The organism is Streptomyces sp. NBC_01460 (genome assembly GCF_036227405.1).
Classification (GTDB): domain Bacteria; phylum Actinomycetota; class Actinomycetes; order Streptomycetales; family Streptomycetaceae; genus Streptomyces.
Genome location: NZ_CP109473.1, coordinates 7,933,172 through 7,959,293, shown reverse-complemented (window position 1 = coordinate 7,959,293; position 26,122 = coordinate 7,933,172). Strand labels below are relative to the sequence as shown.

At 69.9% G+C, this 26,122-nt stretch carries 24 protein-coding genes; 15 read left to right on the top strand and 9 right to left on the bottom strand.

Annotated features, from left to right (window positions below):
- Positions 1–38 precede the first annotated feature (38 nt).
- Complete coding sequence (locus OG488_RS35515; protein WP_329236815.1) at positions 39–992, bottom strand: amidohydrolase family protein; 954 nt, start codon at positions 990–992, stop codon at positions 39–41.
- 70 nt (positions 993–1,062) lie between these two features.
- Here OG488_RS35515 and OG488_RS35510 point away from each other — a divergent pair, with 70 nt between their 5' ends.
- Positions 1,063–1,920 (top strand): IclR family transcriptional regulator, encoded by an 858-nt coding sequence (locus OG488_RS35510; protein WP_329239234.1) that lies wholly within the window; start codon positions 1,063–1,065, stop codon positions 1,918–1,920.
- A 204-nt stretch (positions 1,921–2,124) separates the two neighbouring features.
- Here OG488_RS35510 and OG488_RS35505 read toward each other — a convergent pair whose 3' ends face one another.
- Positions 2,125–2,727, bottom strand: a complete 603-nt coding sequence (locus OG488_RS35505) for a nuclear transport factor 2 family protein (protein ID WP_329236812.1) — start codon at positions 2,725–2,727, stop codon at positions 2,125–2,127.
- Positions 2,724–3,290 (bottom strand): flavin reductase family protein, encoded by a 567-nt coding sequence (locus OG488_RS35500; protein ID WP_329236809.1) that lies wholly within the window; start codon positions 3,288–3,290, stop codon positions 2,724–2,726. The genes OG488_RS35505 and OG488_RS35500 overlap by 4 nt, the downstream gene beginning before the upstream one ends.
- Before the next feature lie 311 nt (positions 3,291–3,601).
- On the opposite strand from OG488_RS35500, the gene OG488_RS35495 reads away from it, so the two are divergent.
- Positions 3,602–4,810 (top strand): acyl-CoA dehydrogenase family protein, encoded by a 1,209-nt coding sequence (locus OG488_RS35495; RefSeq protein ID WP_329236806.1) that lies wholly within the window; start codon positions 3,602–3,604, stop codon positions 4,808–4,810.
- A 30-nt stretch (positions 4,811–4,840) separates the two neighbouring features.
- On the opposite strand, the gene OG488_RS35490 is transcribed toward OG488_RS35495, so the two are convergent.
- Together OG488_RS35490 and OG488_RS35485 are read right to left on the bottom strand one after the other, a co-directional pair.
- The gene (locus tag OG488_RS35490; protein ID WP_329236803.1) at positions 4,841–6,184 is read right to left on the bottom strand and encodes a PucR family transcriptional regulator; all 1,344 of its coding nucleotides are present in this window, start codon (positions 6,182–6,184) and stop codon (positions 4,841–4,843) included.
- Between the two features lie 147 nt (positions 6,185–6,331).
- Positions 6,332–7,012, bottom strand: coding sequence for a GntR family transcriptional regulator (locus OG488_RS35485; RefSeq protein WP_329236801.1), 681 nt, complete (start codon positions 7,010–7,012; stop codon positions 6,332–6,334).
- A gap of 126 nt (positions 7,013–7,138) precedes the next feature.
- Between OG488_RS35485 and OG488_RS35480 the strand changes: the two genes are divergently transcribed.
- From OG488_RS35480 to OG488_RS35455, 6 genes are all read left to right on the top strand, one after another.
- Positions 7,139–8,002 carry a fumarylacetoacetate hydrolase family protein gene (locus OG488_RS35480; protein WP_329236798.1) on the top strand — a complete coding sequence of 288 codons (864 nt, stop codon included), beginning with the start codon at positions 7,139–7,141 and terminating at the stop codon, positions 8,000–8,002.
- A gap of 90 nt (positions 8,003–8,092) precedes the next feature.
- Positions 8,093–9,052, top strand: coding sequence for a VOC family protein (locus tag OG488_RS35475; RefSeq protein WP_329236795.1), 960 nt, complete (start codon positions 8,093–8,095; stop codon positions 9,050–9,052).
- 11 nt (positions 9,053–9,063) lie between these two features.
- Positions 9,064–10,701, top strand: a complete 1,638-nt coding sequence (gene mhpA, locus OG488_RS35470; protein WP_329236793.1) for a bifunctional 3-(3-hydroxy-phenyl)propionate/3-hydroxycinnamic acid hydroxylase MhpA — start codon at positions 9,064–9,066, stop codon at positions 10,699–10,701.
- Positions 10,698–12,701, top strand: coding sequence for an acetoacetate--CoA ligase (locus OG488_RS35465; RefSeq protein WP_329236791.1), 2,004 nt, complete (start codon positions 10,698–10,700; stop codon positions 12,699–12,701). The genes mhpA and OG488_RS35465 overlap by 4 nt, the downstream gene beginning before the upstream one ends.
- Positions 12,702–12,918: 217 nt before the next feature.
- On the top strand, positions 12,919–14,085 hold the full coding sequence (locus OG488_RS35460; protein ID WP_329236789.1) for an acyl-CoA dehydrogenase: 1,167 nt from the start codon (positions 12,919–12,921) through the stop codon (positions 14,083–14,085).
- Positions 14,082–14,960 carry a 3-hydroxybutyryl-CoA dehydrogenase gene (locus tag OG488_RS35455; protein WP_329236787.1) on the top strand — a complete coding sequence of 293 codons (879 nt, stop codon included), beginning with the start codon at positions 14,082–14,084 and terminating at the stop codon, positions 14,958–14,960. The genes OG488_RS35460 and OG488_RS35455 overlap by 4 nt, the downstream gene beginning before the upstream one ends.
- A 202-nt stretch (positions 14,961–15,162) precedes the next feature.
- On the opposite strand, the gene OG488_RS35450 is transcribed toward OG488_RS35455, so the two are convergent.
- The 4 genes from OG488_RS35450 to OG488_RS35435 all read right to left on the bottom strand — a co-directional run bounded on the left by OG488_RS35450 (position 15,163) and on the right by OG488_RS35435 (position 18,713).
- On the bottom strand, positions 15,163–15,525 hold the full coding sequence (locus OG488_RS35450) for a winged helix-turn-helix transcriptional regulator (protein WP_329236785.1): 363 nt from the start codon (positions 15,523–15,525) through the stop codon (positions 15,163–15,165).
- Positions 15,522–16,133: an NADPH-dependent FMN reductase gene (locus OG488_RS35445; protein ID WP_406465963.1), complete on the bottom strand. Its 612-nt coding sequence runs from the start codon at positions 16,131–16,133 to the stop codon at positions 15,522–15,524. Before OG488_RS35445 ends, OG488_RS35450 begins: the two co-directional genes overlap by 4 nt.
- Before the next feature lie 83 nt (positions 16,134–16,216).
- Positions 16,217–17,035 (bottom strand): IclR family transcriptional regulator, encoded by an 819-nt coding sequence (locus tag OG488_RS35440; protein ID WP_329236781.1) that lies wholly within the window; start codon positions 17,033–17,035, stop codon positions 16,217–16,219.
- Between the two features lie 58 nt (positions 17,036–17,093).
- Entirely contained in the window at positions 17,094–18,713 is a 1,620-nt protein-coding gene (locus OG488_RS35435) for a bifunctional 3-(3-hydroxy-phenyl)propionate/3-hydroxycinnamic acid hydroxylase (protein WP_329236779.1), read from the bottom strand.
- Positions 18,714–18,819: 106 nt separating this feature from the next.
- Between OG488_RS35435 and OG488_RS35430 the strand changes: the two genes are divergently transcribed.
- From OG488_RS35430 to OG488_RS35405, 7 genes are all read left to right on the top strand, one after another.
- On the top strand, positions 18,820–19,779 hold the full coding sequence (locus OG488_RS35430) for an amidohydrolase family protein (RefSeq protein ID WP_329236777.1): 960 nt from the start codon (positions 18,820–18,822) through the stop codon (positions 19,777–19,779).
- Positions 19,780–19,861: 82 nt separating this feature from the next.
- Positions 19,862–21,322 (top strand): aldehyde dehydrogenase family protein, encoded by a 1,461-nt coding sequence (locus tag OG488_RS35425; RefSeq protein ID WP_329236775.1) that lies wholly within the window; start codon positions 19,862–19,864, stop codon positions 21,320–21,322.
- Positions 21,323–21,656: 334 nt separating this feature from the next.
- On the top strand, positions 21,657–22,565 hold the full coding sequence (locus OG488_RS35420; RefSeq protein ID WP_329236773.1) for an alpha/beta hydrolase: 909 nt from the start codon (positions 21,657–21,659) through the stop codon (positions 22,563–22,565).
- Positions 22,565–24,205, top strand: coding sequence for an FAD-dependent monooxygenase (locus tag OG488_RS35415; RefSeq protein WP_329236772.1), 1,641 nt, complete (start codon positions 22,565–22,567; stop codon positions 24,203–24,205). Before OG488_RS35420 ends, OG488_RS35415 begins: the two co-directional genes overlap by 1 nt.
- A 212-nt stretch (positions 24,206–24,417) precedes the next feature.
- Positions 24,418–24,555: a hypothetical protein gene (locus tag OG488_RS35410; protein ID WP_329236769.1), complete on the top strand. Its 138-nt coding sequence runs from the start codon at positions 24,418–24,420 to the stop codon at positions 24,553–24,555.
- A complete protein-coding gene (locus OG488_RS39355) occupies positions 24,510–24,950 on the top strand; it encodes an amidohydrolase family protein (protein ID WP_443074258.1) in 441 nt (146 codons plus the stop codon). Before OG488_RS35410 ends, OG488_RS39355 begins: the two co-directional genes overlap by 46 nt.
- Before the next feature lie 73 nt (positions 24,951–25,023).
- On the top strand, positions 25,024–26,121 hold the full coding sequence (locus OG488_RS35405) for an amidohydrolase family protein (protein ID WP_329236768.1): 1,098 nt from the start codon (positions 25,024–25,026) through the stop codon (positions 26,119–26,121).
- Position 26,122: the final 1 nt, after the last annotated feature.

Here is a 26,122-nt window from a genome sequence, read left to right as displayed (position 1 = left end):
CACGACATCGGGCTTCGAGCTACGGCTCAGGGCGGCTGTCATCCGGCGAACAGGCGCCGCGCGTTACGGGTGGTGAGGTCCCGCCAGGTGTCGGTGGCGGACGGCTGCGTCGCCGCGTCGACGGACGCGACCTGGGCGCGCGCGCCTTCGGCGGGTGTCCAGCAGTAGTCGCTGCCGTACAGGAGGCGCTCGGTGCCGAACGCGGCGTCCAGGGCCGGGATCTGGCGCGGGAAGGGCGTCCCGGCCATGTCGTACCAGAGGCGGCCGAACTGCTCCAGGGCGCTGGGCGCGTCGTCCTCGGAGCCGCCGCGGAACACGGCGCTGAACATGTCGATGCGGTCGGCGAGCAGCGGCAGCGCTCCCCCGCCGTGGGTCAGCACCCAGCGGATCCGGGGGTGGCGGGTCAGGACGCCGTGCAGGAGCAGGTCGCTCGCGGTGCGGGCGGTGTCGAAGAGGAACTCCAGCATCGGCCGGGGCCGGCCGAGGGCGAGTTCGTCGGCGTGGGGCGGTGACGTGGGGTGGACGAAGACGACGGCTCCGCGGCGGTCGAGGTCCTCCCACAGCGGTTCGAACCGGGGGTCGCCGAGGTAGACACCGTGGTGGTTGGTCTCGACGGCGACCCCGTCCGCGCCGAGTACGTCGAGGGCGTGGGCGGTCTCGGCGAGTGCACCCTCGACGTCGGGCAGGGGCAGGGAGGCGAAGTGGCCGAACCGCTGGGGACGCTCGACGCGGACGCCGGCGCCGAACTCGTTGACCTCGCGCGCGAGGGCGCGGGCCGCGTCGTCATCGCCGAAGTGCACCGCCGGGGAGGAGACCGATAGATAGGACTTCTCGATTCCAGAGCGGTCCATGAGGTCGAGGTGCTGTTCGACGCTCCACGTGGGCCAGCCGGGCATTCCGTCGGGGTGTTCGATGCCGGCGGACCGGGCCGCCGCGACGTAGCTCTCGGTGACGAAGTGGGCGTGGACATCGATGAGGCCGGTGGGGGTCATGCTGTGCTCCCTTGATAGCGGGTCCGTACCTCAACCAACGTAGGAATGGCGCCGTAGGATGGCATGCGTGATGCCGATGAATGAAACATCGAATTCCGGGGAGGGCGCTCCGCTGCGTCGTGGCGGGAAGCCCGCTGAGGGGCAACCGGTCATCGATCGGGCGTTCGCCCTGCTCGGTGCGTTCGACGCCGACCATCGTGCGCAGACTCTCGCCGAGCTCGCCCGGCGGAGCGGCATCCCCCGCAGCAGCGCTCTGCGGCTCGCCCGGTCACTCGTCCATGCAGGTGCGCTCGAGCGTCTCGACGACGGCCGCTTCGTGGTGGGGTTGCGCCTGCTGGAGACCGCTTCCCTGGCGCCGCGGGGCCACGGGCTGAGATCCGTGGCCATGCCCTACATGGAAGACCTTTTCCACGTCACGCGACAGCATGTGCTGCTCGCCGTGCGCGAGCAGGGCGAGGCACTGCTCGTCGAGCGGCTCTCAGCGCTCGACGCCAGCCCCGTCCACTACCGCGTGGGAGGACGCCTTCCGCTCACCACCACCGGCGTCGGCTTGGTACTGCTCGCCTTCGCTCCGACGGCCGTCCAGGACCACGCCATCGCCACCTACGAGCCCGGCGAGGGCCGTCTCCGACAGGGCCATGACGACATCTGCACCACGGCTGATCTGCGCCGCGCCCTCGCGGAGGTACGGCGCGGCGATCACGCTTTCGGTCGGCAGAGCCACCCCTGGCCGTTGGACACCGTGGCCGCGCCGGTGCGGGAGGGCAGTGAGGTGGTGGCGGCGTTGTCGGTCGTAGCGCCCAGTACCGGCTTCGCAGAGGCAGGCTACGTCCCAGCGGTGCGGGCGACAGCCCGTGCGATCTCCCGCCGTCTCGGGGAGGACGGCGGACGGGCGGCGCGTCCCGGCGACGCCCCCACCTCTGCGTGAGGCCGGCGCGCGGTCTGGGCGCGTCGGACCGATGGATGTCCGCGCCCCACCCGCCTCCGCCCCGGTTCAACGCGTCTCGCCGCCTGCGACGGATACCGCCGTCACAGCACGATGCGACGCCTCGCCCTGTACCGCAGGCAAATCCCGCCTGTGAGTTCGAGGGCCCCGGCCGGGCTCGCGGCGCAACCGGAGTGTCCGGTTCCGTCAACCGTGGACCCACTTCAGCGTCTCGGCGTAGAAGGCCGCCACCCGTTCGGGCTGGTCGTCGCCCATGAGATCGCCGGAGACCTCGTAGCCGCGCCGGGCCAGGTGCCAGGTGAGAATCGCGTAGGAGCTCCGGTTCGGTGCGAGGTCGTCAGGAGTGAGCGCAACCGGCCGGCCAGGCAGGACCGGGCTGATCCCGTCGCGCTCATAGACGCAGTCCAGACCGAGGATGCGCCAGAGGCCGTCGCGACGCTCCATGCGGTGCACGATGCGGGTGTACGAGACGAGGTCGACGGCGACGTCGTCGACGGTGGTCCGTACCTCGATACCTGCGGGCAGCTCGACGAAGGCCCGGTCACCGGCGATCTGCACCGTGGGCGGAGACAGCCGGTGCACGCTGGCGTCACCGCGCCCCGCCATGGCTTCGGAGGCGTCGACGAATCCGGGGCCCGTGCCCTGATACCAGCTGAGGTTGACCGTGGAGTCGGGCCAGTAGCAGTCCCGCATCTGGCCCCACCAACCGCGGTCGCGGCCTTGGCGCTCCCGCAGGGCGGTCTGAGTGACAAGGTCGATGTCCGTCCCGGGAGCGTTCCGGAGATTCACCGGTCCCACCAGCCGAAGGAGTGCGTGGGCGCGTGCACGCCGTGTGCGCGGTCCAGGCGGACCAGTCGGCCGCGGTGGAAGAGCAGGGGCCTGCGCTGTCCGTCAGCCGCTGCCAGCTCCCGTACGCGGCCCACCACCATCACATGGTCCCCCACAGGAACACTGCCCTCCACGTCGCACACGATCCAGGCCGCCGCCCCGACCAGACGCGGGGCCGTGCTTGGCGCGAACTCCCAGTTTCCGGTGGCGAACCGGTCCGCCGTCCGTCGGGCGAACGCGGCGCACACGTCCTGCTGGTCCTCGGTCAGGACGTTCACGCAGAAGTGCCCGGCGTCAACGATCGCCTCGGCACTGGCCGAGGTCCCGCCGGCGTGGAACGCCACCAGTGGTGGGTCGAGCGACACAGAGACGAAGCTACCGACCGTGACACCCACCGGCCCGGTCGGAGTCTCGGCGCTCACCACGCACACCGAGGTCGGGACGTGGCCGAGGACATGACGGAAGGCCGTCGGATCGGGCGCGGTGAGGGGCTGGTCTGTTGCGGTGGGGGCGGATGTGGGCACGGCGGCCTCCAAGGCGAGCGGACTCCACGCTCTGTTCTGGCTGTGGCGGAACCCGGTAGCGACGACACGGACTGCGTCCCAGTCAACCCATCGTCTCCTCGCCCTCGCATTGGGCCGGGGGGCCAAACCGGTCGGACGGCCTTGGGCGTCGGGCGCAAATGGCTGCCCCGCTGGTCCGACAGCGCAAGAGACGGCCGGAATTCTGCGGTCCTGGCCCCAAGACAGTCGGCGGAACCAGGCGTGCAATCCCATCAGCGGCACCACGCCAAGCGAGGTCCGCCTCTTGAGCCGCACGACGCCCGGAGGATTTCATGACCACTTTCGCGTCCACGCCCCAGAAGACCGCCGCGTCCGCCGCGGCGCTGAAGGAGGCCGCAACGGCGCTTCTCCCGCTGCTGAAGGACAACGCCGCCCGTACGGAAGCCGACCGCAGGGTCGCCGAGGAGAACATCGAGGCGCTGGCCGATGCCGGCCTGTTCCGGCTGACGGTGCCGAAACGCTTCGGCGGCCACGAGGCCGGCTTCCGGACGTTCCTGGAGGTCAGCTCGGAACTCGCCCGCGGCTGCGGGTCGACGGCCTGGGTGACGACTCTCGTCAACGTCTGCAACTGGATGGTCGCCCTGTACCCCGAGCGGGCCCAGCAGGAAGTGTGGGGCGAGAACCCCGACGCCCGGGTGTGCGGTGTGCTCGCGCCCAGCGCCACCAGCCGGGCCGTCGAAGGCGGCCTGGTCGTCACCGGCCGCTGGGGCTTCGCTTCGGGGAGCCTGCACTCCCAGTGGGCCACGGTCGGCATTCCCGTGGTGGACGCCTCAGGCCAGCAGACCGACCAGGGCGCCGCGCTCATCCCGATGAGCGACCTCACGATCGAGGACACCTGGTATGTGGCCGGCATGCGTGGCACGGGCAGCAACACCCTTGTCGCCGACGAGGTCTTCGTACCGGAACACCGCATCCTGTCCGTGACCAGGGGAGTGCAGGGCGACTACCCCACTGAGCACAAGGACGAGTCCCTGTACCGGTCGGCCCTGGTCCCAGTGCTCGCCCTGGTTCTCGCGGGCCCGCAGGTCGGTCTGGCACAGGCGGGGATGGACATGGTCACCACCTCCCTGGCCAAGGGCAAGGGCATCTCGTACACGTTCTACGACCGGGCCGCCGACGCACCGTCGACCCAGATCCAGCTGGCCGATGCGGCCCAGCTGATCGACACGGCACGGCTGCACCTGATGCGCGCCGCCGACGATATCGACACCTGGGCTGCTCGCGGCGAGTACATGCCCTTCGAGACGCGCGCCCGGGTGCGGATGGACACCGGCTACGTCGCCCGACGCTCGCGCGAGGCCCTCGACCTGCTGCTGAGCATCCAGGGTGCCGGCAGCTTCGCAGAGGCCAACCCGCTGCAGCGGATCTGGCGCGACCAGGAGACCGGCAGTCGGCACGCGGTCATCAACCCGGCCATCGCCGGCGAACTGTACGGGCGTGCACTCCTGGGCATCGAGGAGCAGGTCACGCCCCTTATTTGACAGGCCTGGATCCGCAACGGCAGAAGATCGTCAGGACTCGTGGAAAGGATCGTCATGCGTGCCGTCGCCCACCGGCCGAAGCACGGCCGGGCCCAGTGCCCGTGCGGCTTCCAGGGCTGCCATCACCTCGGGCAGCCGCGGCGTCAGGTGGTGCCCGAGCAGCTCCTGGGCACGCTTGACCCGGTAGGTGACGGTGTTACGCGCTACGTGCAGCTGCGCCGCGACGGCCATCAGACTGCGCTCGTTGCGCAGATACAGACGAAGGGTGCGGCGCAGTTGCTCTGCGTGGGGGCTGTCCGCCGCCAGGTCGCCCAGCTCGTCCCTGATGAAGCGGCGCAGGGCGGGCAGGTCGGTGGAGAGCAGGGCCGCCAGTCCCACATCCGGATGATCGACGACCGGGCCCGTCCCGCCGGGGCTGATCCGCATGATGCGGGCAACGTGCTGAGCGTCCTGGTGCGACTGGCGAAACCCCGGCAGCCCGTCGCGTACCGAGCCGAAGGCGAATCGGATGCCCTCCGGGTAGGCGTGGTCACCGGGCAACCCGGCGGGGTACGGGGCTTGCAGGTCTCCCCACGCCCACAGGGTGGTCCGGCCGGTGGGGAGGAGCAGGGTCGAGGAGCAGCCGCGCAGGTGCAGCAGTTCGGCGGCGAGGCGCTGCAGTTCGCTGGTGGCGTCGACCGCCGGGCTGTCGTACCAGGCGACGACGGCCAGTTGGCGGCCCTCGAGCCGGTAGGCGAGGAGCTCGCGCGCTGTTTCCTCCCGGACCGGTCGGCCGTCGAGGATCGCTCGGACGGTCTCCTCGCGGGCGGCGGCTCCGCTGGTGAGCCACCGGTCGTGCTCGGCCAGGTATTCGGCTGTCATGCGGGAGGAGAACTCGTCCATGAAGCCGAAGAGAAGCTCGGAGATGCGGCGGAACTGCTCGGCTCGTTCGGACGAGGTGGTCCGTTCCTGACAGGCGGCCATCAGTGCTCGTACGAGCGCCGCGTGCGCGACCCGAATGCCTCGCAGCACCTTGTCCAGGCCGATTCGTCGCCGTGCGAACTCGCGGTCCCCGAGCAGGGACTCCTCGGGGACCGCGTGGTCGGCCGCCTCGTCGGCCAGCAGGAGCAGTGCGCGCAGCGTCGCGGCCTCGGTGCCCATGCGGAGGGTTTCGAAAGGTGCCGGGCCGCCTCCCAGTTCGGGAACCTCGCGGGTGACGACGCCGGCCAGGGCGGCACCGACGGCGACCGCCCAGGCCACGGGATGAGGGCCGAGGCGTTCGGTTGCTTCGGTGATGGTGGCCGCCGAACTGGCGGGTGGGTGCGACGCGTCCGCGGGGTCGGGGGTGAGCCGACGGATCCAGCCGGCGGAGCCGAGTTCGTGGTGAACGGTCATGACGTCGTCCTTGCCGTCGTGAGAGCGGTGTGTGCCGCGTTGCCGCGTCGGCAGTCTCCGGGCTGCCGGTGGTCGGGGTGCCGTTGGCCGTGGCACCTCGCGTCCGGGCCGCACGGCCGCATTCAGGCAGGGCGTGGCCCGGTGCGACTACGCCACCGTTGCAGGGTCGTTCTCGATCACCAGACGCAGAGCTTCGGACGTGCGGTCGATGTGCCGGGCCAACAGTGCGGCCGCCGCGTCGGCATCCTTGGCCAGCACGGCATCGACGAGCGCCTGGTGTTCGCCTTCGACGTCGCGTTCGGTGTCATGGCCGACGGGCCACGACCAGCGCCGGTAGAGCGTGGCCGCGTCCCGCAGGCTGAGGGCGGCGGCCAGCAACCGGGCGTTCCCGCACCCTTCCAGCAGGGTCTGGTGGAAGCGCTCGTGCACGGGGAACCAATCGCTGTTCAGGGTGCCGTCGGCCCGTATCCCGGGGGTGCCGGCCAGGTGGTGGTGGGCCGCGACCACGGACGCCTCCCACTCGATGCCACCGCGCTCCATCGACCGGCGCAGGACGAGCGTCTCGATCTCGACCCTGGCTTCCGTCAGTTCGTTCAGATCCGCCAGCGACACCGTGACCACGCTGAAGCCCTGCTGCGGTGCGGCGTGGACGAGCCCCTGCTCGGACAGGCGCGTGAGTGCTTCGCGCACGACCGACTGACTGACCGAGAAACGCTGGGACAGCTCCACCAGCCGCAGCCGCTGCCCCGGCTCGAACACCCCCTGGAAGATGTCCTCGCGAATCTGCGCGTAGACGACGCCGCCCCTTGTTGCCTTCTCACCAGCCATGACCACACACCGTAGCAGCCAAACGACAACATAGGTAATTATCGTTAATCTCTTGCATGCGTGAGATTATGAAGCAAGACTCGCCCTGCAGACACCCGCACGACATCGCACGGTATGGAGAACCTCATGCGCCTGGCACACCTCGACGGACGACTGGTCATCAAGGGCCCGAACGGCTATCTCGACGCCGAGGAGGCAAGCCGGGGACGCTTCGGCCCCGACGCACAGGCCGCCTACGCCGACTGGGAGGCGTTCGCCTCCTGGACCCGGGAGTTCCTGGCGTCGCCGGACGCGGCAGCAGCACCCCCGGTCGGCACGGGCACCGGCACGGTGTGGGGACCGCCCGTTCCCAGGCCCCCCCAGATCTTCGCGGTCGGCCTGAACTACCTCGACCACATCACGGAGTCGAAGCTGGACGTGCCGACCGAACCGGCCGTCTTCACCAAGTTCCGCACGTCCCTGACCGGCCACGAGGCAACCGTCACCCTCCCTGAAGGACTTGTCGACTGGGAGGCCGAGCTCGTCGCCGTCATGGGCCGCCATTGCCACCACGCCACGCGGGAGACGGCCTGGTCCTACGTGGCCGGGCTGACCGTGGGCCAGGACCTCTCCGAACGTCGTCTCCAACTGACTGGACCCGCACCGCAGTTCTCTCTCGGCAAGTCCTACCCGGGCTTCGCCCCGCTCGGCCCGGAGCTCGTCAGCACCGACGAGTTCACGAACCCGGACGACCTGGAGCTGGGCTGCAGGCTCGAAGGCGGGGAAGTTCTGCAGAAGAGCCGGACCTCCGAGATGGTCTTCGACATCCCGGAACTCATCACCCGCCTGTCCGCCGTGTGCCCGCTGGAGCCCGGAGACCTGATCTTCACCGGCACCCCGGCCGGCGTCGGCGGCGCCCGCACCCCGCAGAAGTTCCTCGCCCCGGGAGACGTCCTGGTCACCTGGATCGAAGGCATCGGGACCCTGCGCAACTCGATGCTCGCCCCCTGACCGACCGCGAGGCAGTAGGACGACGGCCGCACGAGGTCGTGCCAGGTCCACCTTCCCGATCCCGCCTCGCCGATCCGAAAGAGCCGCACCATGTCACTGCACCGACTGACCCAGATCGTCATGGGCGTGCCGAACGTCAGGCAGACGGCCGCCTACTATGCCGACTTCGGCCTCACGCCCGCGGGCAGCCCTACGGGCGACGCCACCGCACCGCAGCCCTCGCACACCTTGTCGACCGCCGACGGCGGCGAGCAGTTGCGCATCGTGCACTCCCCCAGGCGCCGCCTCGTCGAACTCGGCGTGGGTGCCGACGACCCCGACGACCTGGACCGGGTCTCCGCCTCGCTCACCGGGCTGGACGTACCCGTCCACCGCACAGCCGACAGCGTGACCGCCGTGGATCCGGGCACCGAGGTCCTCGTACGTGTGGAACTCGCCCCGCGTCTTCGGCAGACACCCGCGCCGACACCCCTGTACAACGCCCCGGGCGCCGACGCCCGACTCGGGCACCGCGCTCCGGGCATCCTGCGCGAGGGACCGGTGCGACCGCGCAAGCTCGGGCACGTGGTCCTCGGGTCCACGGACCAGGAGACCTCCCAGCGCTTCTTCCAGCAGGGGCTGGGGTTCAAGGTCAGTGACACCGTCAAGGGCCTGGCCGCGTTCATGCGCTGCTCCAGCGACCATCACAACGTGCTGGTGCAGCAGGCGCCGGTCGCCTTCCTGCACCACACCTCGTGGCAGGTCGACGACGTCGACGAGATCGGCCGCGGCGCCACCACCATGCTGGAGGCGGATCCCGACCGGCACACCTGGGGGCTCGGACGCCATTACATCGGGTCGAACTTCTTCTGGTACCTCAAGGACCCGGCCGGGACCTTCTCGGAGTACTACTCCGACCTCGACTGCATCGTCGACGACGCCCTCTGGAAGCCCGGCGTCTTCGAGGGCATGAAGTCGCTGTACGCCTGGGGCCCGCCTCCTCCCCCGTCGTTCCTCGCACCGGAGGACCTGGCAGCTTTGATGACCGGCGCTCACGCACCGACCGAGTGAGGACGAGCACCATGCACCAGCCCATCGGCCGTCACAGCCGCAGCGACGTCCTGGTCGTCGGAGCCGGCCCGGTTGGCCTGGCCACCGCTCTTTTCCTGGCCCGGGACGGGTGGCAGGTCACCATCCTGGAACAGTGGCCCAGCCCCTACCCTCTGCCGCGCGCCGTGCACTTCGACGACGAGGTCGCCCGACTGCTCGCCGACGCGGGAATCGGTGATCGGCTGGGCACACTGTCGGAACCGGCCGACACCTATGAATGGCGCAACGCGGACGGCACCCCTCTGCTGACGTTCGACTGGTCGGGCCCTGGGCCGTCCGGCTGGCCGCGCGCCTCCATGACGTACCAGCCGGACCTGGAGACGGCGCTGGCCGAGGCCCTCGAGACGCATCCGAACGTGTCGGTCCTGCGCGGTCACGAGGCCGTCGGTCTGGTCGAGACCGAAAGGGACGTCACCCTGACCGCCCGGGACACCACCGGTCGACAGCACGAACTGAGCGCCGACTGGGTCGTGGGCGCGGACGGAGCCAACAGCTTCGTACGCGCCCACATGCCCACCCGCATGACGGACCTCGGCTTCTTCTACGACTGGCTCATCGTCGACATCCGCCCCCGTATCCCGCGTACGTGGGACCCCGTCAACCTGCAGATCTGCGATCCGCAGCGGCCCACGACCGTGGTGTCGGGCGGGCCGGGCCGACGGCGCTGGGAGTTCATGCGCATGCCCGGTGAGTCGGTGGAGGAACTCGACACCGAATCCGCCGCCTGGCGGCTGCTCGCGCCCTTCGGAATGACCCCGGAGACGTGCGACCTGGAGCGGCATGCCGTCTATACGTTCCAGGCCCAGTGGGCCGACACCTGGCGTACCGGTCGCCTGCTGCTGGCCGGCGACTCGGCCCACCTGATGCCGCCGTTCGCAGGCCAGGGCATGTGCTCCGGCATCCGGGACGCGGCCAACCTCACCTTCAAACTGGACCTGGTCCTGCGCGGCGCCGCAGCCCCGGCCCTCCTGGACACCTACGGCACCGAGCGCAGCGCCCACGTCCAGCACGCCATCGGGATGTCCGTCGAGCTCGGCAAGGTCATCTGCGTCACGGACCCGGGCGACGCAGCCATGCGGGACGCTCACATGATCAGTCATGGAGCCGACCCGGAACGGGCCCTGCCGCCGCTGCCCCCGACCGTGCTGAGCAACGGGCTCATCGCCTGCGGCGAAGCGGGAACCGCAGGGCTGCTGAGCCGGCAGGCACGTATCTCGTACCGCGGGCGCGTCGGCCTGCTCAACGGAGTGGTCGGCCGCGGTTTCGTCGTCGCCTCCGCCACCGACCCCCGCACGATGCTGTCCGCACGCCAACTGGCCTTCCTGAAAAGCATCAGGGCGCACCTTCTGCACCTGACACCGCCGGGGGCACACGCCGACGAGGAGGTGGCCGCCGTCGACCTGGACGGCTTCTACCTCCCCCACCTCGCCGTAGCGAGGCAGGCAGGCGTGGTGATCCGCCCCGATCACTACCTCTTCGGCACCGCCGCGACACCAGAGGGCCTCGCCCGGCTCGTCGACGACCTGGAGAAGCAACTGGTATCGCCCCGCTCCTCCACCAGTGCCGTCCCATCCCCCACTCCCGTCGTCACCGCTGGAGGTGAGTCATGACCACGTCGCACACGGCCACGTCCGGCGAGCCGATCTGGGTGCCCGACACGTCGGTAACCGCCGGCTCACGCATCGCTCGTTTCACCGACTTCGTCGCCCGGCGCACTGGCGTCGCCCACACCGACTACCAGTCCCTCTGGGCGTGGTCGGTCGAGGACCTGCCTGGTTTCTGGGCGGCCGTCAGCGAGTTCTTCGACGTCCGGATGACCGGCACATGGGACCGGGTCCTCGACGACGCGCCGATGCCGGCCACCCGCTGGTTCCCCGGCGGCCGACTGAACTACGCCGAGCACGCCCTGCGTACGGACGATCCCACCGGCACTGCGCTGATATCGGTCGACGAGAACGGCACGACCCAGCACATCACCTGGGCCGAACTGCGCAGCCAGGTCGGCGCACTGGCAGCGTGGCTGCGCCGTCAGGGAGTCACCGCCGGGGACCGTGTGGTCGGCTACCTGCCCAACTCCCGTCATGCCGTCGTGGCGTTCCTGGCCTCTGCCTCCATCGGCGCGATCTGGTCGGCCTGCGGCCAGGACTACGGCGCCGAGGGCGCAGCCACTCGTTTCGCGCAGCTCGAACCAGCCGTTCTCTTCGCCGCCGACGGATACCGATGGAACGGCCGCGGACACGACCGCCGCGCGGAATCCGCCGCACTGCGCGCCGCGCTTCCGTCCGTCCGCGTCACCGTGCAGGTGCCGAACCTCGGCCTGCCCATCTTGCCCCACCGGTCTGCGGTGAGCTGGGACGACGCCCTCGCCGACCCCGCGGAGTGTGACTTCGAGCAGGTCCCGTTCGACGCACCGCTGTGGGTTCTCTTCTCCTCCGGCACCACCGGGAACCCCAAGGGCATCGTCCACGGTCACGGCGGTGTTCTGCTCGACCACCACAAACTCCTCGGCCTGCACCTCGACCTCGGGCCCGGGGACCGCTTCCTCTGGTACACCACCACCAACTGGATGATGTGGAACCTGGTCGTCTCCGGCCTCCTGGTGGGCGCGACCGTCGTGCTCTACGACGGAAGCCCGGCCCACCCCGGTCCTGCACGCCTGTGGGAACTGGCCGCCGAACACCGGACCACCGTCCTGGGCGTCAGTCCGGGCTACCTGCAGAGCTCAGCCAAGGCCGGCCTCGTGCCCGGACGCGACCTGGAGCTGTCCGCCCTGCGCGTGCTCGGCTCCACCGGCGCGCCCCTGCCTTCCCAGTCGTACTACTGGGTCCGTGACCACGTGGGCTCCCGAATCCAGGTCGCCTCGACCAGTGGCGGCACCGACATCGTCAGCGGCTTCGCCGGCAGCGCCCCCAACACACCGGTGTGGCCAGGCGAGATCTCCGCCCCCATGCTCGGCGTCGCACTGAACGCCTTCGACAGCCATGGCCGCCCCGTCACCGGAGAAGTCGGTGAACTCGTCGTCACCCGGCCCATGCCTTCCATGCCGATCCACTTCTGGAACGACCCCGACGGCACCCGCTACCACCAGGCGTACTTTGGCTCCTACCCCGGTGTCTGGCGGCACGGCGACTGGATGACCCGCACCCCGCACGGCAGCATCATCGTCTCGGGCCGCTCCGACTCCACCCTCAACCGGCACGGAGTACGGCTCGGCAGCGCCGACATCTACGCCGTCGTGGATGAGCTGCCCGGCATCCGCGAAAGCCTCGTCATCGGCGCCGAACTCCCGGACGGCAGCTACTGGATGCCCCTGTTCGTGGTCCTGGAGCCCGGCCACGTACTCGACGAGGACCTGCGCGACACCATCAGAATCGCCGTCCGCACCCACGCCTCGCCCAGGCACGTCCCCGACACCATCATCGAGGTGCCGGCCCTGCCGCACACCCGGACGGGCAAGAAACTGGAAGTCCCCGTCAAACGCCTGCTGCAGGGGGCTGCCATCGGTCAGGTCGCCGGCCGTGAAGCCGTCGACGACATCTCGGCGCTGGAGTACTTCGCCCGGTTCGCACGGCCCTCCGCGGACACCACATCGACGGGCGTCCGCCCATAGACACCGGGCCGGTGTGGCGCGCGAGGCGAGTCATGCGGAGCCGCACACTCCGCAGATCGAGCACTCGAGGGTGTGCCCGACCCGATCGCCTCAGCCGCCACACAGGCCCGGCCGGCGTGCGGCGCTGCCTCCGGCGCCGCACGCCAACCCACGCCCATACCGGGCCGCGTCTCCGCTCCCCGGTGCACACTCCGCTGGACGAACGACCGAAGGAAACATGACTAATTTCGACCTGTACCGTCCGGCCGAGGAGCACGAGATGCTCCGTGAGACGATCCGTTCGCTCGCCGAGGCGAAGATCGCCCCGCACGCCGCCGCGGTGGACGAGGAGGCGCGCTTCCCGCGGGAGGCGCTGGACGCGCTGGTCGCCTCGGACCTGCACGCGGTCCACGTCCCGGAGGAGTACGGCGGCGCGGGAGCCGACGCGCTCGCCACGGTCATCGTGATCGAGGAGGTGGCCCGCGTCTGCGCGTCGTCCTCCCTGATCCCGGCCGTGAACAAGCTGGGCTCGCTCCCGGTGATCCTCTCCGGCTCCGAGGACCTGAAGAAGAAGTACCTGGGCCCGCTCGCCAAGGGCGACGCGATGTTCTCGTACGCCCTGTCCGAGCCGGACGCCGGCTCCGACGCGGCCGGCATGAAGACCAAGGCCGTGCGCGACGGCGACTTCTGGGTCCTCAACGGCGTCAAGCGCTGGATCACCAACGCGGGCGAGTCCGAGTACTACACGGTCATGGCCGTCACCGACCCGACGAAGCGCTCCAAGGGCATCTCGGCGTTCGTCGTCGAGAAGTCCGACGAGGGCGTCTCCTTCGGCGCCCCGGAGAAGAAGCTCGGCATCAAGGGCTCCCCGACGCGCGAGGTCTACCTCGACAACGTCCGCATCCCCGCCGACCGCATGATCGGCGAGGAGGGCACCGGCTTCGCCACCGCGATGAAGACCCTGGACCACACCCGCATCACGATCGCGGCCCAGGCACTCGGCATCGCCCAGGGCGCCCTCGACTACGCCAAGGGCTACGTCCAGGAGCGCAAGCAGTTCGGCAAGCCGATCGGCGACTTCCAGGGCATCCAGTTCATGCTCGCCGACATGGCCATGAAGCTGGAGGCCGCCCGCCAGCTCACCTACAGCGCCGCCGCCAAGTCCGAGCGCCTCGACGGCGACCTGACCTTCTTCGGCGCCGCGGCCAAGTGCTTCGCCTCCGACGTCGCCATGGAGGTCACCACCGACGCCGTCCAGCTCCTCGGCGGCTACGGCTACACCCGCGACTACCCCGTCGAGCGCATGATGCGCGACGCCAAGATCACCCAGATCTACGAGGGCACCAACCAGGTCCAGCGCATCGTCATGGCCCGCAACCTGCCGTCCGACGGAGCCAAGCGATGAGCACCACTCCTCAGGACATCAGCAAGGTCGGTGTGATCGGCTGCGGGCTCATGGGTTCCGGCATCGCGGAAGTATGCGCAAGGGCAGGGCTCGACACGTTGGTGTACGAAGTGACAACGGAGGCCCTGGCAGCCGGCCGCAACCGTGTGGAGCAGTCACTGGGCAAAGCCACGGACCGTGGCAAACTCACCGCCCAAGAACGCGACAACGCACTCGATGCGCTCAGCTTCACCACCGACCTCGACGCCTTCGCCGACCGAGACCTGGCCGTGGAGGCCGCGCCCGAGAACGCGGAGATGAAGCTCGGCATCTTTTCGACGCTGGACAGAATCATGGTTCAGCCCGACGCGCTGATGACCTCCAACACCTCGTCGATCCCCATCATGAAGCTTGCCTCCGCCACCACCCGGCCCGGTCAGGTCATGGGGCTGCACTTCTTCAGTCCCGCACCGGTACTCGACCTGGTCGAACTCGTTCCGACCCTGAAAACGGACGACACAGCGTGGCAGCGCCTCCACCACTTCGCCGCTGACGTTCTGGGACGCCGTGTCGTCGTCTCGCAGGACCGGGCCAGCTTCGTCGTCAATGCCCTTCTCATCCCCTACCTGCTCTCCGCCATCCGGATGTTCGAGTCCGGATTCGCCTTGGCGCAAGACATCGACGACGGCATGGTCCGCGGCTGCGCCCATCCCATGGGGCCGCTCCAATTGGCCGATCACATCGGGCTGGACACCACACTGGCCATCGCCGAGTCCCTGTACGCGGAATTCAAGGAGCCTCTGTACGCACCGCCGCCCCTGTTGTCACGCATGGTTGAGGCCGGACATCTGGGACGCAAAGCCGGTCGCGGCTTTTACGACCATTCGCTGCGCTGAGGTTGCGGTTCACCATCCCGTCCCGCGCACACCGCGGCGGTCGACGAGGGCGGAGGCCATCTGCACCGTCGGCCGCCTCGCCTACGCTCATGCCCGTGGTCACCGCCTCACCATGGGCCGGCGCACCCATCACGTCCCGACGGAGGGACCGTCGCCCTTCCGGCGGCGACCGCACCCGCAGTAGCCGTCGGCGCCGGAAGCGTCAGGTCTCGGGGTCTGAGCCGGGCAAGGGGATCCAGGTGTGCGACCACGCGATGATCGCGTCGAGGACCGGTTCCAGGTCATGTCCTCTGGCCGTGAGGCGGTACTCCACCTGCACGGGTGTCGCCGGTACGACGTGACGCTCGATCAGGCCGTCGCGCTGCAGTTCCCGGAGGCGCTGCGCCAGCATGGTGTCACTGACTCCGGGTACGGCGGCCTTGATCTGTGCGTACCGGCACTGGTCGGTGAACAGCGCCCGCAGAATCGCGCCGGTCCAGCGCGCGCCGATCATCTCGATCGCCGCGTGGAAGCGGACGCAGACCGGGTGGGTGTCCTCGCCGCCAGATGTCGGGCCGGTCGTCATGATGCGGTGGGGGCGCGCAGCGGGCGCAGGGCATCGGTGAAGCGCACCAGTTCGTCGAGCATCGCCTTGGCGGAGCTGGTCATGACGTCGTTGGGCAGCAGGCGCTGGTCGTCGTCGATGAACTGCTGCACGAAGGGGATGGACACGGCCTCGAAGACCGGCGTCATCTTCAGGGTGGTCACCACCTGCTTGATCATCTGCGCAGCGCGCGTGCCCGCGGACACGCCGCCGTAGCTGACCAGGCCCACCGGCTTGTACTTCCACTCGTTGTGAAGGTAGTCGATCGCGTTCTTGAGCTCGGCGTTGTAGCCGTAGTTGTACTCGGGCATGACGAAGACGAAGGCGTCCGCTTCGGCGACTTTGGCGCTCCAGTCCCGAGTGTGCTGATGGGTGTAGCGGCCGAGCCTCGGGTGGTGGGGTTCGTTCATGAAAGGCAGGTTCACCTCGGCGAGGTCCACCACCTCTATCTCGTCGAAGCCCCCCTGCGTCGCGGCCTGCGACTCGATCCAGCGGGCGACGCTCGGGCCGACGCGTCCGGGGCGCGTGCTCGCCACGATGATTTCCAGCTTGCTCGCAGTCAAAATGTGCTCCTTCGTAAGCGACACCATCCATGCTACTGATTTCTGAGTAACTAAGAAATCCTTAGTAGTAGGGCAGGCTGCGACACTTCTGACGTCCGGGGCTCGGGTGCCTACGGGCGGTTCTGGTCCGGCGAGTGACCCAGCACCTCTGACATGGCCCGGGTCGAGCGCAGCAGTTCCGCCGAGAAGCGGGCCACGTCCTGCTCCGTGACGCCGCGCGCGGGCATCACCAGGGTGACGACGAGCGGGAAGGACTCACCCGCGGTGAACACGGGCGCCGCCAGCGAGGTGACGCCGGGAATGACGCCGCCGACCGTGGTGGCCACACCCTCGCGCAGCACCTCGGCCTTGATCCGGTCGACCCGGTCCCGGGTGGCCGCGTCCAGCGTCTCCGTCTCCAACTGCCCGCGCAGCACCGGTTCGGTGAGCTGCTCGGGCAGGTGCGCAAGGAACGCTCCGCCCATCGCGGAATTCAGCAGCGGCATGGTGGCGCCGACCCGGACCGTGATCGGCAGCGCGTGGGCGCCGTACTCCCAGCGCACGACGACGGGACCGTGGTCCCCCCACACGGCCAGGTTGACCGCGTGCGAAGTGCTGTCCCGCAGTCCCGGCAGGTGCTCGCTCACCAGCGCCACCTCGTCCATCCTGCGCAGCGACTCGACGCCGAGCCGACGCATGGCCGGCCCCATGTCGTAGCGCCCGGAGCTGGGTGACTGGGCGACCAGACCGACGCGGGCGAGACTGACGAGATAACGGTGGACCTTGCTCGGCTGCATGCCGGTGGCCGCGGCTGTCTGCGTCAGGCTCATGGGGCCCCGCCCCTCTTCGAGGGCCTGCAGGACCGTCATCGCCAGTTCGACGGACTGGATGCCCTGCCGTGCCGGCGATTCCTCGCTGGTCCCGGACTCGGAGGAAGGCTGATTTCTCACGGCACCGATCATAGTGACCGGCTCGGCACCGTCGTCCCGGGGCGGAGGGAACGGGACATCAGGCGTCCGCCCGCGCCGCGTGTGCGGCCGTTCCGCCGTGCACCGCGCCCAGCAGTTCACCGGCGAGGCCGGCCACCGCCTCGGGGCCGCTCGCTGTGCCGAAGACGTAGAAGTCGGGGCGGATGACGACGGCCGAGCAGCCCAGTTCGGCGAACCAGTCATGGTAGGTGCCGTGTACGTCCTGGACGACGGCCGCCTTGGGGTGGGCGGCGGCCCGTTCCCCGAGGACGACGACGCGCACGCCCGCCCGGGCCAGGTCGTCGAGCCGGCCGGAGCGTTCCAGGGAGTTCAGCAGCCCCTCTTCGAGGAGCAGGTGAAATCCGCCACCCACGACCTGGTCCAGGAGGCCGCGGCGCGTGCCGTCGTCCACCACGCCCTGGACCGACAGCTGCCCACGGCCGACGTCCGGTTCCCGGGCGAACAGGCCGTCGACGAGGCTCGGCAGGCGCACGGCCTCGGACGTCCCCGACTTCGCGCGGCGGGCCAGCAGAGTTCGGTCGCGCTCCGCGGCACGCTCCGGGTCCCGCAGGGTCTGGAGGTGGCCGAGCTCGATGCCCTTCTCGGTCACCGCGCGCACATGCGGTTCGCGCTCCGTCTGGTAGGTGTCGAGGATGTCGTCCGGTGCCGCTCCGCGCAGGACCAGGTCCAGCTTGAAGGCGAGGTTCTGCGCGTCGCGGAAGCCCGAGCACATGCCCTGCCCGAGGAACGGGGGCATCTGGTGTGCGGCGTCGCCCGCGAGCAGGACGCGGCCACGACGCCAGTGGTCCGCGATGAGTGACCGGAAGGTGTACGTGGCGACGCGGATGAGGTCGGCGTCCTCGGGAGTGAGGTGGGACGCGACCCGTTTCCAGACGCGTCGCGGATCGCACTCGGTCTCGAAGGCGTCCACCGAGTCGAGCATGAAGCTGAACCGGTGGTGTGCAGGGCCGAGCGAGATGATCGAGGTCGGACTCAGCGGGTCGCCGAGCTGCAGTGCGAGCGGGACCTGCGTCGGGCGGCGGAAGCGGAAGTCGCACACCATCCACGGCTCGGAGAAGCCGTAGTCGAACTGCCCTACACCGAGCGCCGACCGCACGAAGCTGTTGCCCCCGTCGCAACCGATGACGTAGCGCGCGGTGAGCGTCCGGCGCCCCTCGGGGCCGTCGACAGTGAGGGTGACGTCCTCCGCGCTCTGCTCCAGCGCGACGACGGCGCTGGAGTGCCGCACTTCCACCTGCGGCATGGACCGGCACACCTCGTCGAGCGCCTCTTCGAGGTCCGGCTGGTACATCATGTTCCACTCCGCCCAGCCGCTGCGTCCGGCTTCGGCGAAATGCTGCTCTATCAGCAGGTCGCCACGGCCGTTGCGCCACTCATACGTGGGCTGCACGCGCACCTTGGGCAGCAGATCCTCCGCCACACCGAGGCGGGCGAGCGTGCGCATGGTCTCGTCGTCGAAGCTGGCCGCCCGAGGCAGGTTGTACAGGCCCGCGTACCGCTCGAGGACCAGGACCCGGTGGCCCGCCTGCGCCAGCAGGGCGGCCGTGACCATACCCACGGGCCCGTAACCCACCACGACCACGTCCACCGTGGCCCCGTTCGCGACCGGACCACCGACGGCGTCATCCGTACCCGTCATCGGGCACCTCCACTTTCTCGGACCTTCCAAAGGGTTGACACCGACGGAACGTACGTTTCACCATCGATGAAGTCAATGCATATAAGTGAAATCGAGAGGGATCGCGATGCGCACCATCGGCCTTGAGGAACACTTCGTCACACCGGAGCTGGTGGGTCACGGCGCCTCATCGGCCTCGATCCTCCAGCCGGAGAAATGGCGGGAGGCGTCCCGGCGACTGCTCGACATCACAGGCGAGCGTCTCGCCGAGATGGACGCGGTGGGGCTGGACGTACAGGTGCTGTCTCTCAACTCCCCCGGCATCCAGGCCGAGACGGACCCCGCGACCGCGATCGCCCAGGCGACGGCGGTGAACGACCTGCTCGCAGGAGTGGTGGCGGACCACCCCGACCGCTTCGCAGGATTCGCCGCACTGCCGTTGCAGGACCCGCAGGCGGCGGCCAAGGAGCTGGAGCGCGCCGTGTCCGAGCTGGGCATGCGCGGAGCCCTGGTGAACGCGCACACCCAGGGTCGCTACCTCGACGACCCGCAGCTGCGCGTGGTGTGGGAACGCGCCGAGGGACTGGGCGTACCGCTCTATTTGCACCCCGCCAACGGCGTCGGCACCCCCCATGTCATCGAGGGTCATCCCGAACTCGTCGGACCGATGTGGAGCTGGGGATCGGAGACCGCCACCCACTTCCTGCGTCTGGTGTTCGGCGGCGTCTTCGACGACTTCCCCGACGCCAAGGTGCTGTTGGGTCACATGGGCGAGGGCCTGCCCTACGTGCTGTGGCGACTGGACTCGCGCTGGGACTACCACAACCACCACGGGATCGAACTCGCCCGGGGAAACCCGTCGGAGTACGTTCGGCACAACCTCTACATCACGACCAGTGGCGTCTGTTCGGCCCCTCCGCTGCTGTGCGCCCTGCTCGCCCTGGGCTCGGACCACATCCTCTTCGGCACCGACTACCCCTTCGAGGAGATGGCGGCTGCCACCGCGTTCCTGGAGACGGCCCCGATCAGCGAGGCCGACCGGGCGAAGATCGCCCACCTCAACGCGGAACGGCTGCTCGGTCTCTGAGGCACCCCGGGGCGCGTGTCACCACGCACGCGCCCCTCTCCGCTCTCCCTTCTCCCTCTCTCTCAAGCAAGGAGTCGCCGACATGACCCGAGACAACACCGCACGGCACTGGATCGACGGCGAATGGGTCGGTTCCGCCCGAACCTCCGACAGTGTCGACCCGGCCACGGGTGAAGTGATCGGTACGTACGCGGAGGCCGGCACCGAGGAGGGGCAGAGCGCCGTCGACGCGGCGACACGCGCCTTCAAGGAGGGCACCTGGCGCCTGGACCCGATGCTGCGGGCCACGGCGCTGAGCCATCTCGCCGACGCGTACGACGCGCGCATGCACGAGGTGATCGGCACCCTGTGCCTGGAGAACGGCAAGCTCCGGCACGAGGCGGGCTTCGAGGCGCACTTCATCCTGCGCGCGCTGCGTTTCGCGGCGGGTCTGGCCCTGCAGCCGCACGGCCGGGTCACCGACACCCACCCGGGCCGTCAGGCCATGTCCATCCGGCAGCCCGTGGGTGTCGCCGGGATCGTGGTGCCGTGGAACTCCCCCGCGTATCTCTGTATCCGCGCCCTCGCCCCGGCCCTCGCGGCGGGCTGTACGGCGGTGGTGAAGGTGCCGGGGCAGGCGGCCCGGACCGCCGCGCTCATGAGTGAGATCCTCGCCTCCGTTCCCGAGCTGCCGAAGGGCGTGGTGAACGTCGTCGTCGAGTCCGGCTCGGACGTCGCGCGCCTGCTGGTCGAGTCCCCCCTGGTCCCCGTGATCAGCTTCACCGGCAGCACCGCCACCGGGCGACTCGTGGCCCAGGGAGCGGCAGCCCACTTCAAACGGGTGGGGCTCGAGCTGGGCGGCAAGACACCGCACCTCGTCTTCGCCGACGCCGACCTGGATGCGGCGCTCGCCACCGCCGTCCAGTCGTGCACCGTGTTCGCCGGACAGTTCTGCATGACCGGCAGCAGGATCCTCGTCCAACGGGAGATCGCCGACGAGTTCACCTCGGCTCTGGCCCGGCGTCTGGAGAGCGTGCGCCCCGGTCCGGCCGCCGACCCGGCCAGCCAGATCGGCCCCCTGATCGACAAGGCATCGGTCGCCCGGGTCGACGCCGCCGTGGATGCGGCGATCGCGGCCGGCGCCAAACCGATCGTCCGCGGCGGTCCGAGTACCCGCCCCGAACTGGCGGGGGGCGCCTTCTACCACCCCACCCTGCTCGCGGTCCCCGACTCCTCCCTCCCGATCGTTCAGGAGGAGACGTTCGGTCCGGTGCAGACGGTCCAGGTCTTCGACACCGAGGCGGAGGCCGTCGCCCTCGCCAACGATACCGAGTACGGCCTCAGCGCTTGCATCTGGAGCCGGGACGCCGACCGGCCCGCACGCGTGGCGCGGCAGCTCGACGCGGGTCTCATCTCCGTCAACAGCTGGGCGAACCTGACCGTCGAGTTCGAGGAGGGTGGCTTCAAGTCCAGCGGCGTGGGCCGGCTTGGGGGCCTGGCATCCGTGGAGGACTTCCTGGAGTACAAGCAGATCACCCAGGACTACACGCCTCACCACAGCTGAAGAACGCCCCGGCAGGTGCGGTCCCGCTCCACTACGCCCGGCATCGCCGACCTGGCGTCGGACTACCTCAAGCGAACGGTGGTCGACCTCGTCCGGGCTCTGGCCGGCGACCGCGCTCCTCATGGCAGCACGACTGTCTGACGCAAGGCACCCCAACCCTTGCTGTTATCACATATAGCGCTTAGGCTCGCAGCACCCCGCGGCGCCCGAACCGGTACCCGGTGCCGGGGATCCGGGGGCAACCGGCTCCCCGGCGAGTTGTGCGTTGTCGTTCGCCGCGCCGCAGTCCGCTCCGCGCGGCACGCTGGAACCCACCCCTGGCAGGAGGCCACAGATGGCCAAGCAGCGCGACGTTCTGACCTTCGAGGTCGACGGACACAAGATCACGGCGCTCACCGCCGCTCCCGCCGAACCCACCGGCAAACCCCTGATCGCCGCCCTCCACGGCGGCACGTACACGGCTCACTACTTCGACGTCGCGGGCGCCACCGAGGGCTCCTTCCTCGACGTCGCCACCGCACACGGTTACCCGGTCGTGGCCTTCGACCGCCCAGGTTACGGCGGCAGCACCCCCCTCGAACCGGATGCCAACACGTTCACGCGGCACGCGGAACTGCTCGGTGCCGCTCTGGAGCAGGCGGCCACGCACCTCGCGGCCGACAGCGTATTCCTCGTCGGCCATTCGATCGGGGGCATGATCGCGCTGATGATCGCCGCCTCGGCTCGCCGCCTCCCCCTCGTCGGTGTCTCGGCGACCGGCATGGGGGCCGTCATCCCGGCCGGCGGTGCGGCCGAGGCCCTCGGTTCCCTGCCTCCGGACGAGACGGTGGACCTGCCGTACGAGGAGCGGGACAGGGTGATGTTCGGGCCGTTGCACACCTACGGTGCCGAAGGCGTACGGCAGGCGCACGGCTCCTACGCACCTGTGCCGGTACGGGAGTTGGTCCAGGCTCCGGCATGGCCGAAGGAGCACCTGCCGACCGTCGCCCGCCAGGTCCGCGTTCCCGTACACAACGCGCTCGCGGAGTTCGACGCCCTGTGGAGCAGCGGCTCGGAGAACGTGGCCCGGTTCGCCGCGATGTTCACGGCGGCCCCCTTCGTCGACGCGAGCGTCGCCCGCGGCACGGGTCACTGCATCGACCACCACACGCTCGGCCACGCACTGCACCTGCGGCAGCTGGCGTTCGCCGAGGAGTGTGCACATTGGGCCACGACGCAGCAGAGAGCCGAGAACGACAACTGATGCCCTCCGTCGACCACAAGCACCTCCCGCAGCACGTTCAGGTTCTTATCGCCGGTGGCGGGCCGGTCGGTCTGGCGGCCGCCGTGGAGCTCGGTCGGCGCGGTGTCGACTGCCTGGTCGTCGAGCCTCGCGTCACCGTCTCCAGAGCCCGCCCCCGCTGCAAGACGCTCAACGTGCGCACGATGGAGCATCTGCGCCGCTGGGGGCTGGCCGAGCGGCTGCGGGCACGCGCGCCGCTGCCCACCTCCTGGTCCCAGGACATCGTGTTCTGCACCTCGCTGACCGGAAGGGAACTGTCCCGTTTCACCGGCGTCCTGGGGCTCGCCCCGGAGGGCGACCGCTTCCCGGAAATCGGCCAGCAGGCGCCGCAGTACATCCTGGAAGAGGTGCTCCGCGAGGCGGTCAAGGAACTCGCCCCGGGCCGGCTCGTGCTCGGCTCGAGGGTCGTCGACGTAAGCCAGGACGACGATCTGGTGACCGTGACCGTCGAGGACGGCGTAGGGGACCGGAGCGTCGTCACTGCCGACTACGTGATCGGGTGCGACGGCCCGCGCAGCGTGGTGCGGGACCGGATCGGCTCCCACTACGTCGGCGGGGATGCCCTGCGCCCGAACTTCGGCATGGTCTTCGAGAGTCCCGACCTGTGGGAGCACGTGCGCCACGGGCCGGCCGTGCAGTACTGGGTCGTCAACCCGGCCGCCCCGGCGCTGGTCGGGCCGCTGGACCGGACCAACACCTGGTGGGCGATCGCCTTCGGCGTGGACCGGGCGGCCGGAGAGCGCGAGACACAGCACATCATCGACGCCGTGGCAGGAAGGCCGGTGCGGGCCGAGGTGCGGTCCACCGACCCGTGGACCGCCCGGATGCAGATCGTCGACCATATGCGCCACGGCAGGGTGTTCCTCGCCGGTGACGCCGCGCACCTCAACCCGCCTTTCGGGGGCCACGGACTCAACACCGGCATCGGGGACGCGGTCGACCTGGGCTGGAAACTGGCGGCCGTGCTCGCCGGCTGGGGCGGGGCGGACGTCCTCGACAGCTACGAGATCGAGCGCCGTCCGGTCCAGGAACGCGTCATCCGCGAGGCGACCGCCAACATGCGGGTTCTCTCGACCGAGTTGCTCGCCGACAACCTCGACGCGGACGACGAGGCGGGCGCCCTGGCCCGGCGGGCCGCGGGGGCGCGGATCCAGGAGACCAAGACGGCGGAGTTCCACTCGCTCGACCTGGTCCTCGGACTCCGTATCGCCACCTCACCGATCGTCCCTGCGGAGCCGGAGGGACGGGAGAGCGCCACATGGGCAGGCGCCCGGCTGCCCCATGTGTTCCTCGATGACGGCCGTTCCCTCTACGACCTGCTCGGTGACCACCTGACGCTGCTCTCCGTCGGGCACGGCACATCGGAGGCGGCCATCGAGGCGGCCGCACGCCTGCGGGGTGTGCCGCTCACCGTGGTGCATCTGCCGGAGTCGGCACCCGCCGGCTACGCCGACCTGCTGGGCGCCCGCCTCGCCCTGGTCCGCCCGGACCAGGTCGTCGGCTGGCTGGGGGACGAGGCTCCCGAGGACGTCCTCGCCCTCGTCGACACCCTGAGCGGCCGCGCGCAGCCGGACGGGACTGCGGCACCTCGCAGTTCCTGAGCCTCTCCGGACGGGACGGCGGCACCTCGCAGTTCCTGAGCCTCTCCGGACGAACGTGCCGCGAACAACTCCAGTTCGCATCAGCGCGGTCAGCCGGACACCCGTTGGCCGGCGCTCGCGCCGGACACCCAGACCCCGCCCCGGCCGCACCCTGTCCGAGGCACCTGCCTCGCGGCCGGGGCGGACCGACACCCGATGGGAAGGCGAAACCGATGGCCCGCAGCCGCATCGACGTCCACGCCCACCACCTCGGCGGCTCCGTCGACTCCCTGTTCGCCTCCGGGTTCACACCGCCCGGTGTCTGGTGGCCCTTCGCGGGCACCCAGACGCCGGCGCCATCCCCGGACTGAGGCTGATCCTGCCCCACTGCGGCGGAGCGCTGCCGACCCTGGGCCGGCGCATCGCCGAACACACCGTCATGGGCAGGGGGTACTACGACGCCGGCATCGGCCCCGAGCATGTGGCGGCCGCGCTGCGCGGCCTCCACTACGACACCACCCCGACCGGATCCGCCGCCCACCCCCTGCTGCCCGCCCTCCAAGTCACCGACTCCGAGCACGTGTTGTTCGGCAGCGACGGGCCGGCCGCTCCCGAGGCGACTCCGGAGCGAACCACTGGCAACCGTGGACTTCGAGGGATTCAGCGCCGCACAACGTGCGGGAGTCGGCCGCGGCCACGCAGCACGGCTCTTCCCTCGATCCACCTGAGCGCCAGGGCACGTGGGCGGCCGTACACACGCCGGTAGGACAACGGCACCGTCTTCCCCCATCAGACACACCCCTGCCGAAGAACACCCTGTCCCGAAAGGAAGCAGCAACATGAGCGCTCACCGATGGACGAGACGTCAGGTCCTCAACACCGCGGCGGGTACCGCCGCACTCGCCGGCGCGTCCACCCTGATGACCCCCGGGTCCGCCCAGGCGCACGGCGGCAAGCCCGACCCGCACGGCCGGCTGAAGATCGTCGCCATCGAGGAGGCCGTCATGCTGCCGGGTCTCATCACCCAGGGCACGGCGCTGAACGGCACGATTCCCTTCAAGCCCGAGGTCACCGCCGAGTGGTTCAAGCGACTTCCGGACATCACCGAGTACCGGCTCGCCGACATGGACGCGAACGGCGTCACCATGCAGGTTCTCTCCCTCACCCCGCCCGGGGTGCAGATGCAGCCCGACGCGGCCATCGCCGTACGGGACGCCCAGGTCGCCAACGACGCGCTGGCCGGCATCATCGCCGCGCATCCCACCCGCTTCGGTGGTCTCGCCGCGCTGCCCCTCCAGGACCCCCAGGCGGCCGTGCGGGAGGCGAGGCGGGCCGTCCACGACCTCAAGATGGCCGGGTTCCTCGTCAACGGCCACACCAACGGCCACTACCTGGACGAGCCGCAGTTCCGGCCGGTGTGGGCCGCGCTGGAGGAACTGGGCGCCGCGCTCTACCTCCACCCCACTCCGGCCCCCACCGGCGACTGGGGCCTCCTGAAGGACCGTCCGGAGCTGGTCGGTCCCCTCTACAGCTGGGCGGCCGAGACCGGGGGCCACGCCCTGCGGGTCATCCTCGGCGGCGTCTTCGACGACTTCCCGGGAGCCAGGCTCATCGTGGGTCACATGGGCGAGTTCCTGCCCTTCCACATGCCGCGCCTCGATGTGCAGATCCAGAACATCAGAACCCGCGCGCCGCTGAAGAAGAAGCCCTCCGAGTACCTCGTCGACAACATCGCGATCACCACCTCGGGCGTCATGGACGACACCATGCTCCAGGCGGCCATCAAAGCGGTGGGCATCGACAACGTGCTCTTCGCCATCGACTACCCCTTCGAGAGGAGCGAACAGGCCGTCGGCTTCCTGCGCGGCGCGGACCTGTCGGCCGGCCACCGCAGGAAGATCGCCCACCGCAACGCCGAACGCATCCTGAAGCTGTGAC

What these genes read in the sequence shown, in the direction of transcription:
- OG488_RS35515 (WP_329236815.1), bottom strand. Translation starts at nt 992, where the DNA reads ATGACCCCCACCGGCCTCATCGATGTCCACGCCCACTTCGTCACCGAG.
- OG488_RS35510 (WP_329239234.1), top strand. Translation starts at nt 1,063, where the DNA reads ATGCCGATGAATGAAACATCGAATTCCGGGGAGGGCGCTCCGCTGCGT.
- OG488_RS35495 (WP_329236806.1), top strand. Translation starts at nt 3,602, where the DNA reads ATGACCACTTTCGCGTCCACGCCCCAGAAGACCGCCGCGTCCGCCGCG.
- OG488_RS35490 (WP_329236803.1), bottom strand. Translation starts at nt 6,184, where the DNA reads ATGACCGTTCACCACGAACTCGGCTCCGCCGGCTGGATCCGTCGGCTC.
- OG488_RS35485 (WP_329236801.1), bottom strand. Translation starts at nt 7,012, where the DNA reads ATGGCTGGTGAGAAGGCAACAAGGGGCGGCGTCGTCTACGCGCAGATT.
- OG488_RS35480 (WP_329236798.1), top strand. Translation starts at nt 7,139, where the DNA reads ATGCGCCTGGCACACCTCGACGGACGACTGGTCATCAAGGGCCCGAAC.
- OG488_RS35475 (WP_329236795.1), top strand. Translation starts at nt 8,093, where the DNA reads ATGTCACTGCACCGACTGACCCAGATCGTCATGGGCGTGCCGAACGTC.
- mhpA (WP_329236793.1), top strand. Translation starts at nt 9,064, where the DNA reads ATGCACCAGCCCATCGGCCGTCACAGCCGCAGCGACGTCCTGGTCGTC.
- OG488_RS35465 (WP_329236791.1), top strand. Translation starts at nt 10,698, where the DNA reads ATGACCACGTCGCACACGGCCACGTCCGGCGAGCCGATCTGGGTGCCC.
- OG488_RS35460 (WP_329236789.1), top strand. Translation starts at nt 12,919, where the DNA reads ATGACTAATTTCGACCTGTACCGTCCGGCCGAGGAGCACGAGATGCTC.
- OG488_RS35455 (WP_329236787.1), top strand. Translation starts at nt 14,082, where the DNA reads ATGAGCACCACTCCTCAGGACATCAGCAAGGTCGGTGTGATCGGCTGC.
- OG488_RS35450 (WP_329236785.1), bottom strand. Translation starts at nt 15,525, where the DNA reads ATGACGACCGGCCCGACATCTGGCGGCGAGGACACCCACCCGGTCTGC.
- OG488_RS35445 (WP_406465963.1), bottom strand. Translation starts at nt 16,133, where the DNA reads ATGGTGTCGCTTACGAAGGAGCACATTTTGACTGCGAGCAAGCTGGAA.
- OG488_RS35435 (WP_329236779.1), bottom strand. Translation starts at nt 18,713, where the DNA reads ATGACGGGTACGGATGACGCCGTCGGTGGTCCGGTCGCGAACGGGGCC.
- OG488_RS35430 (WP_329236777.1), top strand. Translation starts at nt 18,820, where the DNA reads ATGCGCACCATCGGCCTTGAGGAACACTTCGTCACACCGGAGCTGGTG.
- OG488_RS35425 (WP_329236775.1), top strand. Translation starts at nt 19,862, where the DNA reads ATGACCCGAGACAACACCGCACGGCACTGGATCGACGGCGAATGGGTC.
- OG488_RS35420 (WP_329236773.1), top strand. Translation starts at nt 21,657, where the DNA reads ATGGCCAAGCAGCGCGACGTTCTGACCTTCGAGGTCGACGGACACAAG.
- OG488_RS35415 (WP_329236772.1), top strand. Translation starts at nt 22,565, where the DNA reads ATGCCCTCCGTCGACCACAAGCACCTCCCGCAGCACGTTCAGGTTCTT.
- OG488_RS35410 (WP_329236769.1), top strand. Translation starts at nt 24,418, where the DNA reads ATGGCCCGCAGCCGCATCGACGTCCACGCCCACCACCTCGGCGGCTCC.
- OG488_RS35405 (WP_329236768.1), top strand. Translation starts at nt 25,024, where the DNA reads ATGAGCGCTCACCGATGGACGAGACGTCAGGTCCTCAACACCGCGGCG.